Source organism: Paenibacillus sp. MER 99-2 (genome assembly GCF_023714095.1).
Taxonomy (GTDB): domain Bacteria; phylum Bacillota; class Bacilli; order Paenibacillales; family Paenibacillaceae; genus Paenibacillus.
Genome location: NZ_JAMAUZ010000001.1, coordinates 1,467,928 through 1,482,253, shown reverse-complemented (window position 1 = coordinate 1,482,253; position 14,326 = coordinate 1,467,928). Strand labels below are relative to the sequence as shown.

Sequence of the window (14,326 nt, the reverse complement as noted above, 5' to 3'; positions counted from 1 at the left end):
AACAAAATAACAAATCGATCCTATGGAGGTTTTCACATTGCTTACATCCAAGATGCTTATTGATAAAGATTTTCAGATTGCTGAAGTTGATCCACGAGTTTATGGCTCCTTTGTTGAACATTTGGGACGTGCTGTCTATGGCGGTATTTACGATCCGGGTCACCCAACTGCCGACGCACAAGGTTTCCGTCAGGATGCCATTGAAGCCATCAAAGCATTGAATGTGCCGATTGTTCGTTATCCGGGCGGAAATTTTGTATCAGGCTACAATTGGGAAGATGGTGTGGGACCCGTAGCGGAGCGTAAACGCAGACTTGAACTTGCTTGGTGGACTATTGAAACGAACGCAATTGGAACTAATGAATTCGCTGATTGGGCGAAGCTTGTTGGAACCGAAGTAATGATGGCTGTTAATCTGGGTACTCGCGGTATTGATGCAGCAAGAAACCTGGTGGAATACTGTAACCATCCTTCAGGCACATATTGGAGCGATCTACGTATTTCCCATGGTTACAAAGATCCTCACCAATTCAAAACCTGGTGTCTAGGTAACGAAATGGATGGCCCTTGGCAGATCGGAGCAATGACTGCACATGAATACGGCCGAATTGCGAACGAAACTGCAAAAGCGATGAAATGGGTTGATCCAAATATCGAGCTTGTCGCATGTGGAAGTTCGAGCCGTGGCATGAGTACATTCGCTGATTGGGAAGCGACAGTTCTTGATCTTTCCTATGAGAATGTAGATTATCTGTCCCTGCACGCTTACTATAACAATAATAAAGACAACACATATGACTTCCTGGCTAGTTCCCTGGATCTGGATCAATTCATCGATAGTGTCGCTTCGATCTGTGATTTCGTGCAAGCGAAGAAACGTAGTAAGAAAAAATTGATGCTGTCCCTGGACGAATGGAATGTCTGGAACTCTATTGGTACAAGCCGTATGGAAGAACGCTGGCAGATTGCACCGCCGGAGTTCGAGGATGTGTACACGCATGAAGATGCACTCGCGGTAGGCTGTTACCTGATTACCATCCTGAAACATGCTGACCGAGTGAAGATGGCATGTCTTGCACAACTGATCAATGTTATCGCACCGATCATGACTGAGAATAACGGAGCGATCTGGTTCCAGACAACCTACTTCCCGTTCATGCATGCATCCAACTTCGGACGTGGCACCGTGCTTCAATCTGTCGTATCTTCACCGAAGTACGATTCCAAAGACTTCACTGATGTGCCTTACTTGGAAGCAATCAGCGTGCATGATGAAGAGAATGGAATGATCACCATCTTTGCGGTGAACAGACATCTCGACGAACAGATGGAACTGAATGTAGATCTTCGCTCTTTCGGCGAAACTACATTTGTAGAGCACATTGTACTGGAAAATGACGATCTGAAAGCTACCAACACCAAAACAAACCCGCATAACGTTATGCCTCACAACGGCGGCCACACGAAGGTAGATCAGGGTAAAGTGCAAGCTGTCCTGAACAAAGCATCATGGAACGTAATCCGTCTTAAAACTAAACAAGCGTAATTCACTGGTAGAGTTCGCTCGAACGAACCTGCAGCGTCTTCGACAGCAATGCTGCCTATAACGATTTTTCTAACGATATGACAAAGACCTCTAGTCTTCTAACGAAGCTGGAGGTCTTTTATTGAACTCAAATATACAAATGAACCCTGATATTCAGCCCACTCTTCATAGGAATCATTCTGGATCTTCATGCTCCTCATTTCCTAGATACATAACCGTTTTCTCTCCAGCAACCAATCGAAGAATTTGTTTTCTTAATTTAGACGGGTTGAGGGGCTGTCCCATAATATCTTGGATCTCTAACCATTCATACCCCTCTTGAGCCTCTTCATTGTGCAGATTCGAGTGTTCCACCATGCCTTTATACTCGCATAAAAAAAAGAAATCTACCCGATGTAGCGCTTCGCCATATACACCTTCATTAATAAATTCCAAGGATAACGGCTCGACATGAACTCCTATTTCTTCTGCGACTTCACGTTTAACAGCATCAGTCAGTGCCTCACCTGCATTTTGGGTTCCGCCAGGCAGCGTATAATATACATCTTGCTCATTTTTGTGCTTCAAGGCAAGCATTCTTCCATCCTGGATAATCAATGCTTTCGCAGAATTCCTAATCTTTTTTTCCACATTCAATCCCTCTTTTATCATTGTACTGAATCGAGTTGTTGAGGGTTTAGTCTGCTGACTTAAGCGTAGTCCCGTTCTCAATAAACGTGATTATTGATGATGCCTGACTACTGTTGTCAATTGCAATACAGAGCTTCAGATTCATTCCGCTTAACTTCACGATTTTATGAAGAAGATTTTAACACATAATACTCAACAAATTCTGAACAATTGCAATTAAACTTGAAACTTGGCCTGAACTTTTCTTTGCTGAAAAACTCAAGCATGTGCTTCGTTCATCTGACCCTAACAAATGAAAAGACTCCCTACAGTAACAGATCTAATCTTTGACCTGTCTACTATATAAGGAGCCTATCCACGCAATACTACTTCTTTGTTTCCCTACTCTAGTTCTAATATGTAGTGGAATACATCGGAATTAGTTCTTCATCATCGATTAAGAAACCTTCAAACTCTTTCGTTTTAGCTAGAAAGTTTAAATAAAAGACGGACTTAAGGACGTGATAATTCCCGTTATTTAATGCTTCAATGTTATCCACGCCAAAATTAGTTGTATAAATCGGAGATTCAAAATCTAGATACATAACCATGTTCACGTCGTATGGACCGTATTTTGCTTGTAGGTCTTGTGCGACTGGCTTCATTAGCTTGAAAATATGACTGTGATCAAAGGCGTTATTAATTAGTGTTCCGTAATTCTCATAGTCAAAGCTTACGCCAATGACGATTCGATCTTCTACAAAACCAACATAGGATACCTCGTACAAACTGCCATCTGCAACCAAAATGGAGTGATTTTGATCTAAATAGTTCTCAAGTTGCTGAGATGAAGGCTTAATTTTAGTTGTCGATGGTTTCGAACTTGGAGTCACCGTCTGGTTTGAAGAAGTCGTACTGTTACCACTATACACCTCAATGTTATTCCCATTGTTCGTCACATTTAAGGAAGCACCTGTTGCTTCACTGATGAACCTTAACGGAACGAATACTTTGCCTCCAACAACCGTTGGTGCAACTTGAAGCTCCACAGGTGAGCCATTGACATATGCCGTTTTGTTACCGACATTAAGGATGATCTTAGTACCACCTTTTGTAGCTACCACCTGCTTCTTCTGTTGATCCCAAGTCGAAGTTATCCCTAGCTTTTTGAATACAGGTGTGAATTGGACTAACGTTGTTCCGTTAACAACAATAGGATTCTGATCGAACAGAACCGTTTGTCCGTCGACAATAACGTTCTTTCTTGCATCTGCACTTACACTTGAGACGATCAATGTGAGTAGCAAAGCCATGATGATGACAACCTTCTTTTTCATTACAAAACTTCCCTTCCGTGTGCTATGCAGGCATTATCATTTATTTCTTGTATAAAAATAAGACTTAATACCCAGTTAAATAATACTATTTTATAACATTCATTAACAGGTCTTTTTTTACCAATTGTTTTGATTAACTTTTCATCAAAAAGCTTGGCTTATCTTATCGAAAGAAACACAAAAAGCACTGGCCTTTGTTAATACCAATGCTTTCTCGTATATTCACTATTTCTCTTACTTTAACGAATTACACGCTGTTCAGCTTCCTATGTACTCCATTTACCTAAGGAGCGTTTATACTACAAATTATGTCCTAACGCCTTGGCGATCCGTTCACATTTCTGTATTGCCCACACGTAATGATTGGACGTGTTAGCTGCAAAGTAACTGTACAAATTGCTTGTTTTTACCCATTTATAATGTTTCTTGGTCATGATTTCTTCGTTGGTATGTTTCCGGATAAGCACCATCACTCGTTCATGGCTCAACTTTAATTTTTTGATCGCATGGTTCAAAGTTACATCTTGATAGTTTTCCCAAATTTGCATATTGAGCTGATCAATCGTACGCCACTTAAAACCAGGTGCAGGCATCGAAGGGACATCACCATCCATGCCTTCTCGGTACCATCTCTCCAACATGGCATGCCATTCATATAAATGCATCAGCACATCGCGAAAATTTTTGTCTCTCTCTTCTGTTTCAATTGAAAGGCCTCTTTTACCTCTGGGCACAGATTCAACAAGTTCTAGCAAGGTTCTGAAATGGTGATCACTATTGAATAATAACTCTTCTTTTTCACTCGTTTCGATCATGAGCCATAACTCCTTTTTAACTTCATCTTAGCATGGGTAGGCTCGTTCTGATAGATATCCTAGTTCTAGATTTTTGACCATTTATAAACAATTTTTATACTAGTTAGAAGATACCCTCACCGTAATTTGAGTGATATAATCTTCCTCCTTCTGAACAGCCACCTCATCTACAAGATATTCTTCGTACGCGAACGCCTCTAGGCTTAGTCCCTGTTGCTGTAGATATGTCAATAATTCTGCATATGCATTTCCGATATTTTCGTAGCTTCCGTGATGAAAAGTTACCGCGTATGTTTCTTTTGGTTTAATCATCGTCGCAAGCTCAGGAACTTGAGTTTTGGCAAACAAGTAGCTCTTATCATTCCATTTCCCTGCTTGAATATGATCTTTACTAACCATCGCTCCAACAAACGACGTGTTGGCAGACTGCGTCCGTCTCTCGAATTGCCTAAAGAATGTTAACCACCGGAGATCCGTCAGGACATCCGATTCTTGAATTAATGGGCTAAGCATCAGATATTCCTCCTCTTGATCGATCAGACGAACCTCATTCTTCCAAGCTTGTAATCCCCGATGAGTGTACTCTATCGTTTCTTGCAAAATATTTCTGATATTTTTTAGCTTGTCCATTTCCTTGTCCACCTTATGGATCATGTCATTCGACATCTGCAAAATATGATCCGGTGTTCTTTCTTCCAGATAGGTCTTGATCTCCTTCAACGAGATACCAAGATCTTTCAGCGCAGTGATCATTAAAAAGGTATCTAGCTGGTTCAACGAATAATATCGATATCCCTTGTCATCCACATAAGTCGGCTTGAAAAGTCCAATCTCATCGTAATGAAAGAGCGTTTTTTTGTTCACATGACATATCTCTGCAAACTGACCTGTTGAAACATATGTTAGCCCCTCCATGTTTTCTCTCCCTTTTGCGCTTGACTATCCTGTTACCGGATACCTTATTTTAAATTTAGTAATAAACAAAAATCAAACCCCAAGGGAAAAAAGTACGATGTCCTTAGAGGGTTACAGAAGGTGTCTCCTATGCAAATAGAAATTAAAAACGTAGATCAAAACAATTTAAGTGATATCATATCTTTGCGTGTACATCACACTCAACAAGACTACATTGAAACTCCTGCTAAATGCTTACAAGATGCTAAAGATTGTCCCTTTTATCAGCCCGTTGGATTGTATGTGGACGGAGTACTTGTTGGCTTCGCTATGTACGGTTTGTTTCCGAACGAAAGCGAAGATGGTAGAGTCTGGTTGGATCGTTATCTGATTGATATGCAATATCAGGGTCGTGGACTAGGTAAAATACTGCTGCAATCATTAATTGATCATATGGTCTGTCTATACTCATGCACGAAAATTTATCTCAGTCTGTATGAAAATAATAAAGCAGCGATGAAGTTATATACACAATTCGGTTTCAGGTTGAATGGTGAAAAAGACATTAATGGAGAACATGTGATGGTTAAATTGATCTAAGCCAAAGATTCTTTAAGCATACAAAAAAACGAGCAAGGCAATGATATGCCTTGCTCGCTCTTCGTCGCGCTTCCACTCGCGCTGCTCAACTATTATTTTATTCGCTCAGGCTATCCCAGAACGCTTGAAATGCACCTGGCTCCACTTCAAGGAATACGGGTACATTGCCGTAACGCACTAGACCTTCACCGAACAATACTAAGGACACTTTGGTTTTATCTTGTAGCGTAAGATAAATCATTTTGCGATCTTCCTGTCCGTACAGTTTCTCTTCCAGCTCTGGGCTGGTTGCAATCGGCTTAGCAGCATTCAATGCCGAGACAAATTCATTCAATGACGCATCCGCTGGTAGCTGTTGCAGCTCCTGTAATCCATTGTTCCAGCTTGCAAAGGTTTCCCACTGCGCGGCCGTAATATTACCTTCAATGTGCAACTTACCGATGAGATCGGCACCAGTATTAATCGTGATATCATTGTTCTTGTCAAATAATTGTGCGTACACCTGTCCATCAATCTCAGTATAGGACATGATTCGGAAGTCTTGATCGTACCCGTTTACCGCATAAATGTCTGCCTCACCAATGTTGGAAGCAAGCTCCGTATACTGATCTTGGCCGCTTAACTCATTGATGCCACCTGTTGTCGTGCCAAGCTTCTCACCACGCAAGGCAAGCGCATCAGCACCATCAAGCGATGTCGCTGATTGGGTATAGACATTGCCCTGATAGACGACTAATTGCATCATATCTGCCATAGCACCTTTACCATCCGTACTTGGTAATTCCGTTTTTGGAATAACAACTGGATCATTGGATGTATTCGGTGTATTGGTTTCATTTGAGTCGTTGGTTTCATTGATAGCCACACTAGTCACCGGTACATTCGGTGCGTTCCATTGCTGCCATACACTAGGCGCGGCTATTCCAATACTCGCAACAATAGCAACGCTGGCTGCTATGTATAGAGGTTTACGTTGACGCTTTTGTTGCCGGCGATCTGCATTCACACTTTGCTCCATCCGTTTTTTCATTTGCTCATCTGCTTTCATCGAATCCACCGCTTTCTTATAATTTCGTCTGAATTGTTCCTCGTTCATAGCTGTTCTTCCCCTTCCAGCTCCAGTTTTAACAACTGTCTTCCCCGCTGTAATCGCATCTTCACTGCTGACTCGCTAATCTGTAGAATAGCGCCGATTTCTCGGATCGGATAATCTTCGTAATAATATAAGTGAACCACCGATCTATACTTCACAGGCAGGGACAGCACAAGTTCAATCAACGCCTGGTCTTCAGGGTCTTCCGTTGTGAGAGGATCTGCGCCCTCCAGCTTGACCTCCCGTTTGCGCCAACCTCTGCCTAATAAGGACTTGCAGTGATTGGTGATGACCCGAATTAACCATGCCTTCTGATGCTCTGCGTCGTTGAAGGTGGGGGCTTTTTCTATATATTTGATGAAGGTATCATGCGTAGCTTCCTCTGCGTCCTCTCGTCTGCCGAGGTGTACCATGGCAATCCGGAACAGTGTATCCGCATATGCCTCGTAGATGTTCATCACATGATCGCCCGGCTCGGGCACTGATCGCTGCATGTTGTCTTGCCCTCCTTTATTTGTTAAACACTCTTAAGGACGACATTTGGTCACATTTTGTTTTTAGAATTTGTAAGATGTTCTTATTTAGAAGCAAAATCCTTAATCAAAACCGGACTTTAGCGAGCTTTCACTAAAATAAAAAAAGCTACTTCGGAGGAGATCAATCCCGAAATAGCCTAATGCTCACATATTTTTCTTGATCAAATGTTTGTTTAAATCATAAGTTGGGTTTCCACTTGTTCGCAACAAACGAGAATCAATAACTGTTCTACCTTATTTCATGTTTATGACCGATGGTCGTTCATCCAGATGTGCAAGGATACGGCACAGGACAATCGCTATCATAACATAGACAACGATCATACCTGCGATACCTTGCCAGCCTTGTACGCTGTACAGCACCCCTCCACCTGTTCCACTGACACTTGAACCGACATAGTAGAAAAATAGATACAGAGCATTCGCCTGGGATACATGCTGCTTCGCCACAAGGCCTACCCAACTGCTTGCGATGGAATGTCCACCGAAGAAACCAAAGGCAAACAGCGCAAGTCCTACAATTTTCACCCACAAGTCAGCATGTAGTGTGCATAGTGACCCAGCAAGAATGATGACAAGCGTCAAAATAAGCACATGTGATCTGCCGTATCGATCTGCCATTCTCCCCATCCAAGTACTACTCAAGGTGCCCATAATATATACAACAAACAGACTTCCAACGACAGATTGACTCAGGCTATACGGCTCTCCAGTTAATTCAAAGCCAATATAGTTAAATAGCGTTACGAAACCACCCATCAACAGAAAACCGAGTCCGTACAGGCAGAGCAAACGTGGGTTACGACATTGGGACCATAAGAGCGGGATGATTCGTGAGAAGCTTACAGCACTTTTCACGTAATTACGTGACGGTGGAATGACAAGCCAGAATATCAGAGCAGCACATAAGCCAAGTACTCCTATGAAACCAATAGCTGTGCGCCAACCGAACCAATCTGTAATCACACCGCTGATAAAACGACCTGCCATGCCTCCGATGGAATTGCCACTGATGTATAGACCCATAGCATACCCCAGACTGGAGGTGTCGATCTCCTCAGCCAAGTACGTCATAGCTGTAGCTGGAAGCCCTGCAAGTGCGACACCTTGAAGGATGCGAAGTAGTAAAAGCTCCGTAAATCCTGAGCTGAACGCGCTCAGTATGGCAATTAGCGATGAGATCACTAGAGCTGCGGTCATAATGTAACGGCGCCCGACCAAGTCAGATAGAGAGCCCACAAACAGCATCGTAAGTGCCATCGCAACGGTCGTTACAGAGAGAGTTAAGCTAGACTGCGCGGGCGTAATTGCATAAGCTGTACTGATCTCAGGCATCAAAGGCTGCAAGCTATATAATAATGCAAACGTGATAAATCCTCCGGCAAACAATGCAAGACTGATGTTTCGAAATGTTGTCGTTCCCTGCTGAATCATTGCATTTTCCAACTTTCTGGCAGGAATGCTCCCTGATCGGCTCTTGCCAGATCGCTTGCGTGAAGCCTCCCAACAATCGTTATTTCGTGAACAGTTTACGCTCCATATGGGTCAGAAACTCAAAACCATCTGGAGTAACGATCACCGTATCCTCGATTTGGAAGCCGCCAGCACCAAGCTCATAGTAAGGCACCTCAACACAAAGTACCATACCGGGCTCCAAGATGTGCTGGTCACCCGGGGAGAGGGTCAAGTCATCATACAGCTCCAGGCCAATCGCATGTCCCACATGCTGACGTCGATAATGAGGGATACCTTCGCGTTGCACGCGTGATACCGCTGCATGAAATACGTCCGACGCTTTGACCCCCGGGCGCACATGTTCAAGTGCCGTCTCCCATCCAATCTTTACTGCATCAAAATGCTTTTTCATCCAAGGTGTAGGCTCACCTGCAACCACTGTGCGACCGGTATCTGCCCAATAACCTTCCAATTGCAAACAAAGATCGAAGCGAACCTGATCACCTGATTCAATCGTGTGAAAATAATTCTCGATCAGAGGCAGCGCGCTTCGGGGCCCTGCGCCGACTGCGGTCATTGCAGGAATCCCGCCACCTCTCATCACGGCCAGTCGATAGTGGTCTGCGATCTGCTTCTCATGAACACCTGCTTCAATCAGTTCAATGAGTTCCTTCTCAATCTGTTCATTCAGAACGGCTGCTTCTTGTAGCCGCTTCACTTCATAGGATGTTTTGATCAAGCGAATATGTCGAAATAGTGCATAGGCAGGTATAACGGCTTCATTAGGGATCGTTTTCTTAATTCCTTCCAAAATCTGTGGCGCTATCCGCATTTCATCAATTCCGATAGGCTGATGTTCAATATCTAACTGTTTAATTGCCGCTTGAAGCGCATCTAACGGACTTGTGTGAATAACCGTGGATTGTAGCAATGAATAAAACAAGTCAATATCCGGGGTTGAAGGTTTGCCTTCAACCGTGCCTTCCACGAAGAAATCGCTGTATGCAAAAATATCAACGTTCGTTATACCAAATTGTGCGACTACTCCCAGACGATTGGTCGGTATGATGATACAAGGTCTTGCCGTTCGATCCGCAGGAAGTATCGCATAAATTTGCATCGTCCAGTTACTCGCACGTAGCTGCGAACCAATGACATATTGAATATTCTCCGGTGTAGTTGCAATTAGAGCCGCAATCCCTTTTGCCTTCATCACTTCTTCTGCCCGCTCCCAGTTCAAGCCAGCACTACGAGAACGCTGTTGTGAGCTTACATCTCCCATGTAAATCAAGACCTCCTTTGTTTTTTTCTTCCGCCCAGCATGCCTTCCATTCCTGTAAGAGAACGCAGAACCAGCCTGATTAGAAGAAACAGCACAAGCGCAAATACGATTAAAACAACAGATACCACCGCAATGGTAGGGTCTTGCCATTTTTCCATATACAGAAATAACTGAATAGGCAACGTGTAGCTATCCTGCCGCAAGAGCAACAAAGCAGCTTCCACTTGATCAAATGTGAATACAAAAGCAATAGAGCCTGAGAGGAGCAAGGACAATTTAAGCTGTGGCAGCGTTATGGTGAAAAAAATCCGTATTGGACTTGCGCCCATATCCGCAGCAGCCTCCCGATATACAGGCTGTAGATTAGCGAGCGCACTACCTACGATTGTCAGAACAAAGGGGAGAACAATGACTGCTTCACCTAAAATCAAGGCAAATAAGCCGCCTGCTATATGCATTTTGGAAAAGAGAATCAGATACGCGATGCCCAGCGTGATTTTGGGCATAACCATTGGGGAGACGAAGAAAGCCCGCAATAACCCTGATCCACGAAACGGATATTGTACGATGGCAAGCGAAGCTAGCGTTCCAGTTACAAGAGCCAGTAGTACGGCACCTGTAGAAGCAATAAGGCTGTTCTTGAATGCATGCAAAAACTGGGTCTGCTCCGCTAGATTAGCGTACCACTTCATCGTGAACCCCTCTGGTGGGAATTTGCTTGCCGATCCAGAGCCTAACGATGTTATCACGATCATCAGTAATGGTAACAGCAGATAGATCGCTACCATGCCTGTAAAAACATAGAGCAGCAGCTTCGTAAATTTGTTAGAACTAACCATGTGCCTGACCTCCTTTGCTAGAACGCCTGAACATCAACATGTCCGCGCCTTTGTTGACGATGAGCGAGACAACGATGGAGGATACCAGCAAGAACAAGCTAGCAACGGCTGCCATAGGCCAATTCGTATCCAGTGTTCGTTGATATATAAAAACAGGAAGTGTCATCACCCGACCTCCCCCGATAAGCTGAGGTGTGGTGAATGCCGTTAGGCACAGTGTAAACACAATTTGGATTCCGCTTGCAATGCCTCTTGCTGATAATGGTAGGGTTATGTTCAAAAAGGTACGCCAACTGCCTGCACCTAGATCCTGCGCTGCTGCTTTGAGCGATGCATCACTTTGGGATAACACATTCAGGATAGGAAAAACCATAAATGGCAGAAAAATATGAACTAGTGCAACGACAACACCCGTCTCGTTATACATCATATTGAAGCCTTCTTCTGTAATCCCCAGATGGGTGAACAACCAGTTCATCATGCCCTGCCTAGATAAGAGCAACTGCCATCCATAGGATCTCACAACCGCACTAACCAGTAAGGGTAGAAACGTTAACAGGAGTAACCACTGCTTCAAAACTGGTTTCTTCAAGCCCACGATGGTATAAGCCAGCGGATACGCGAGTAGCACACTCCACAATGTAACCTTGAATGCAATTCGAAACGTCGTCCCAATCAGTTTCCAGTAATACGGGTCAGATAGAAACGCACGGTATGAAGCCCAGTCCCATCCTCGAATTAACTTACCGTTCTCATAAATGTCGAAGCTGTATCTGCCGAAGATCAGCAAGCTGCCAAGGTAGACCACTCCCATCAACGCTAAAGCAGGCACGAGCAGTAAAAATTGGGTTACCCAGTGACGATGCTGAGATGAATACAGATTGACAACGCGTTCAGTTACCCGTTTCATGATCCATTCTCCTGATTCGATTTAGGCTCAGATAACAACAGTGCATCATCCGGGTCAAATCCAATCCATACGATATCACCTGTTGCATACCGAGATGCACCTCTCTGATGAAGAACGGTCGCCTGAATATGTAATTCGGATGTTATTTCCAAGGTGTAGCGTATACTGGCACCCCCATACACACTCTCAATCACCTTGCCTTCAAACGCATTCACACTGTCCTCGGCTTCAGCGCCAAGGCGGATATATTCATAACGTAACGACAATACAGATGGTGTACCCGTTGGTTGAGCGTTGCCTCGCCTGTTTTCTTTTACAACAAATGTATGACCGAAACAATCAACACGAACAACCTCTCGATCTGATCCTAATATGGTTACATTAATCAGATTGGTATCTCCAATGAATTTAGCTACAAAGTGATCCGCAGGGTTCTCATAAATTTCATCAGGCGTCCCATATTGCAGCAGCTTTCCACTTCGCATGACGCCAATCCGATCAGACATGTTCATTGCTTCACTCTGATCATGCGTGACAAAAATGAATGTGCCCCCGAACTCTCGCTGTATTCGTTTCAGCTCGTGCTGCATATCCAGGCGCAACTGCATATCAAGTGCAGAGAGCGGTTCATCAAGCAATAATACCTCTGGTCGGTTAACTAGCGCACGGGCTATAGCCACACGCTGAGCCTGTCCTCCCGACAGCTGCGAGATGGCTCGGTTACTGTAATCTCCAAGCTGTACTAATTCAAGCATGTCATAGACTTGCCGTTTAATCTCCGCTTTCGGTGTTTTTTTTACTTTGAGACCGTATGCAATATTGTGGAATACATCCATATGAGGAAACAGCGCAAGCTGCTGGAATATCATATTACTGTTGCGAGCATAAGCAGGAACTCCCGTGACATCACGTCCTCCCAGCAAAATGACCCCTTCATCTGGCTGTTCAAGTCCACCTAACATGCGCAGCAGGGTTGTTTTGCCGCAGCCGCTTGGCCCTAGAAGGGAGACGAACTCTCCCTTATGAACCTGAAGAGTGACCTGATCAACGGCGGCTCGCCCCCCATATCTCTTCGTGACACCTTTCGTTTCAATGGAAACGGTATCTCGTCCGCTGTTCATTATATTCCTCCAATCTATCCCGTTCGTATTACGAATAGATTTGTTTTACTGCAGCTTCGTTTTCACCAGACGATCCCATAGTTCTTTCCAAGCGGAGCTGTTCTGTGCAAGCTTGTCCCAATCCGGATTAATGCCGTTACTTTGTGTTTCTACGGAGAAAGAAGGGTCATCCTTATACTTATCAGGTACCGTTGCCGTCGTGCTAGTTACAGGCGTTCCGGTAGCATCTGCATAACTCGTCAGTGACTCAGCATTCAGCAGTTCGTTAATGATCTCGTTAGCCACCCGAGTCTGCTCAGGAGTCGATCCTTTGACCACTTGTAGTGAATAGGGGAAGGAAATTGCGCCTTCTTCAGGATAAGCAACAGCTAGAGGTGAACCTGCATCAATCCATGTCTGAGCAACTTGTGCACTGAATGGTGCAATTAGAGCATCGCCCGATTCAAGAAGTGCTTTTAACTGATCATTGGAAGTGACGAGTGTACCAATCTGATCGCTATGATCAGACACGTACTGGAATGCAGGTTCTGGATGTTCATATGAAGCACCAATCTCTTGGCCTTTAACCGCAATTAACGGAGAGATGTATGAATAAAACATATAGTCCCACAGAGCGGTTTTCCCTTTGAATTGCTCATTCTCCCACAGGTCATTCCAGCTGGTTGGTGGCGTTTGAACAAGATCTTTGTTGTACACTAGTGCAAAGCTGGATACACCCCAGACGATCCCTTTATTATCTGGCTGATGGAATTGTTCAGGAATATCCTTCATATTGGTCACGATGCTTGTATCGAGTGGTTCCCACATATCATCGTTCAGACCTTTCGCCGTAGCATCGGCATTGAAGTAACCAAAGTTAACGATTGGATCGTCCGGACTCGCTTGTTTGCCAGCAACCATCTTCGGATACATCACGGAGTTACTTGATTCTTCGAACGTCACTTCAACGTTTGGATGGTTTTTCACGTATTCAGCAACAACTTCTTTTGGTACAACATCCTGATTGGAACCAGCCCAAATGAACATCGTGAGCTTTACCTTTTCCCCACCAGATCCTGAAGCATCCTTTCCTTCGGAAGAATTGCTGGTATTACTCGCTCCCCCGCAAGCCGAGAGTACAAGTGAAGCAGCCAGTGTGAGAGAAGCTAAACTGAGAAAACGATTCTTCTTAGACTTGAACATATTGAATTTCCCCCATCGAATAAGTGATATAAGCAACAAAGTTATCAATTGAACCTATTTAGTTAATGTGTTTCAATAGAGCGTTAACTTTTTCTTCGTTTTCTTTC

14 protein-coding genes are annotated in these 14,326 nt (G+C 44.0%); 2 read left to right on the top strand and 12 right to left on the bottom strand.

What is annotated here, in order from left to right; all coding sequences use genetic code 11:
• Positions 1-52 precede the first annotated feature (52 nt).
• Entirely contained in the window at positions 53-1,546 is a 1,494-nt protein-coding gene (gene arfA / locus M3636_RS06685; protein WP_164848836.1) for an arabinosylfuranosidase ArfA, read from the top strand.
• A gap of 174 nt (positions 1,547-1,720) precedes the next feature.
• Here arfA and M3636_RS06680 read toward each other — a convergent pair whose 3' ends face one another.
• The 4 genes from M3636_RS06680 to M3636_RS06665 form a co-directional block, all read right to left on the bottom strand.
• Positions 1,721-2,176: an NUDIX domain-containing protein gene (locus M3636_RS06680; RefSeq protein ID WP_251381680.1), complete on the bottom strand. Its 456-nt coding sequence runs from the start codon at positions 2,174-2,176 to the stop codon at positions 1,721-1,723.
• A gap of 392 nt (positions 2,177-2,568) precedes the next feature.
• Positions 2,569-3,492, bottom strand: a complete 924-nt coding sequence (locus M3636_RS06675; protein ID WP_251381678.1) for a copper amine oxidase N-terminal domain-containing protein — start codon at positions 3,490-3,492, stop codon at positions 2,569-2,571.
• A 299-nt stretch (positions 3,493-3,791) separates the two neighbouring features.
• Positions 3,792-4,307 (bottom strand): ClbS/DfsB family four-helix bundle protein, encoded by a 516-nt coding sequence (locus M3636_RS06670; protein WP_251381676.1) that lies wholly within the window; start codon positions 4,305-4,307, stop codon positions 3,792-3,794.
• A 99-nt stretch (positions 4,308-4,406) separates the two neighbouring features.
• Positions 4,407-5,222 (bottom strand): MerR family transcriptional regulator, encoded by an 816-nt coding sequence (locus M3636_RS06665; RefSeq protein ID WP_251381674.1) that lies wholly within the window; start codon positions 5,220-5,222, stop codon positions 4,407-4,409.
• Between the two features lie 129 nt (positions 5,223-5,351).
• Here M3636_RS06665 and M3636_RS06660 point away from each other — a divergent pair, with 129 nt between their 5' ends.
• Positions 5,352-5,801 carry a GNAT family N-acetyltransferase gene (locus tag M3636_RS06660; protein WP_128101893.1) on the top strand — a complete coding sequence of 150 codons (450 nt, stop codon included), beginning with the start codon at positions 5,352-5,354 and terminating at the stop codon, positions 5,799-5,801.
• Between the two features lie 97 nt (positions 5,802-5,898).
• Here the strand turns inward: M3636_RS06660 and M3636_RS06655 are convergent, their stop codons facing one another.
• The 8 genes from M3636_RS06655 to M3636_RS06620 all read right to left on the bottom strand — a co-directional run bounded on the left by M3636_RS06655 (position 5,899) and on the right by M3636_RS06620 (position 14,219).
• Entirely contained in the window at positions 5,899-6,897 is a 999-nt protein-coding gene (locus M3636_RS06655) for a hypothetical protein (protein WP_251381672.1), read from the bottom strand.
• A complete protein-coding gene (locus tag M3636_RS06650; RefSeq protein ID WP_128101891.1) occupies positions 6,894-7,388 on the bottom strand; it encodes an RNA polymerase sigma factor in 495 nt (164 codons plus the stop codon). The genes M3636_RS06655 and M3636_RS06650 overlap by 4 nt, the downstream gene beginning before the upstream one ends.
• A gap of 276 nt (positions 7,389-7,664) precedes the next feature.
• Positions 7,665-8,864 (bottom strand): MFS transporter, encoded by a 1,200-nt coding sequence (locus M3636_RS06645; RefSeq protein WP_251381670.1) that lies wholly within the window; start codon positions 8,862-8,864, stop codon positions 7,665-7,667.
• A gap of 79 nt (positions 8,865-8,943) precedes the next feature.
• On the bottom strand, positions 8,944-10,167 hold the full coding sequence (locus M3636_RS06640; RefSeq protein ID WP_251381668.1) for a M24 family metallopeptidase: 1,224 nt from the start codon (positions 10,165-10,167) through the stop codon (positions 8,944-8,946).
• Positions 10,168-10,172: 5 nt separating this feature from the next.
• On the bottom strand, positions 10,173-11,006 hold the full coding sequence (locus M3636_RS06635; protein ID WP_251381666.1) for an ABC transporter permease: 834 nt from the start codon (positions 11,004-11,006) through the stop codon (positions 10,173-10,175).
• A complete protein-coding gene (locus M3636_RS06630; RefSeq protein ID WP_251381664.1) occupies positions 10,999-11,916 on the bottom strand; it encodes an ABC transporter permease in 918 nt (305 codons plus the stop codon). The genes M3636_RS06635 and M3636_RS06630 overlap by 8 nt, the downstream gene beginning before the upstream one ends.
• Complete coding sequence (locus M3636_RS06625) at positions 11,913-13,037, bottom strand: ABC transporter ATP-binding protein (RefSeq protein ID WP_251381662.1); 1,125 nt, start codon at positions 13,035-13,037, stop codon at positions 11,913-11,915. Before M3636_RS06625 ends, M3636_RS06630 begins: the two co-directional genes overlap by 4 nt.
• 45 nt (positions 13,038-13,082) lie before the next feature.
• Positions 13,083-14,219 carry an ABC transporter substrate-binding protein gene (locus M3636_RS06620; RefSeq protein ID WP_251381660.1) on the bottom strand — a complete coding sequence of 379 codons (1,137 nt, stop codon included), beginning with the start codon at positions 14,217-14,219 and terminating at the stop codon, positions 13,083-13,085.
• Positions 14,220-14,326: the final 107 nt, after the last annotated feature.

What these genes read in the sequence shown, in the direction of transcription:
- M3636_RS06640 (WP_251381668.1), bottom strand. Translation starts at nt 10,167, where the DNA reads ATGGGAGATGTAAGCTCACAACAGCGTTCTCGTAGTGCTGGCTTGAAC.
- M3636_RS06620 (WP_251381660.1), bottom strand. Translation starts at nt 14,219, where the DNA reads ATGTTCAAGTCTAAGAAGAATCGTTTTCTCAGTTTAGCTTCTCTCACA.
- M3636_RS06655 (WP_251381672.1), bottom strand. Translation starts at nt 6,897, where the DNA reads ATGAACGAGGAACAATTCAGACGAAATTATAAGAAAGCGGTGGATTCG.
- arfA (WP_164848836.1), top strand. Translation starts at nt 53, where the DNA reads ATGCTTATTGATAAAGATTTTCAGATTGCTGAAGTTGATCCACGAGTT.
- M3636_RS06630 (WP_251381664.1), bottom strand. Translation starts at nt 11,916, where the DNA reads ATGAAACGGGTAACTGAACGCGTTGTCAATCTGTATTCATCTCAGCAT.
- M3636_RS06665 (WP_251381674.1), bottom strand. Translation starts at nt 5,222, where the DNA reads ATGGAGGGGCTAACATATGTTTCAACAGGTCAGTTTGCAGAGATATGT.
- M3636_RS06650 (WP_128101891.1), bottom strand. Translation starts at nt 7,388, where the DNA reads ATGCAGCGATCAGTGCCCGAGCCGGGCGATCATGTGATGAACATCTAC.
- M3636_RS06635 (WP_251381666.1), bottom strand. Translation starts at nt 11,006, where the DNA reads ATGGTTAGTTCTAACAAATTTACGAAGCTGCTGCTCTATGTTTTTACA.
- M3636_RS06675 (WP_251381678.1), bottom strand. Translation starts at nt 3,492, where the DNA reads ATGAAAAAGAAGGTTGTCATCATCATGGCTTTGCTACTCACATTGATC.
- M3636_RS06670 (WP_251381676.1), bottom strand. Translation starts at nt 4,307, where the DNA reads ATGATCGAAACGAGTGAAAAAGAAGAGTTATTATTCAATAGTGATCAC.
- M3636_RS06645 (WP_251381670.1), bottom strand. Translation starts at nt 8,864, where the DNA reads ATGATTCAGCAGGGAACGACAACATTTCGAAACATCAGTCTTGCATTG.
- M3636_RS06625 (WP_251381662.1), bottom strand. Translation starts at nt 13,037, where the DNA reads ATGAACAGCGGACGAGATACCGTTTCCATTGAAACGAAAGGTGTCACG.
- M3636_RS06660 (WP_128101893.1), top strand. Translation starts at nt 5,352, where the DNA reads ATGCAAATAGAAATTAAAAACGTAGATCAAAACAATTTAAGTGATATC.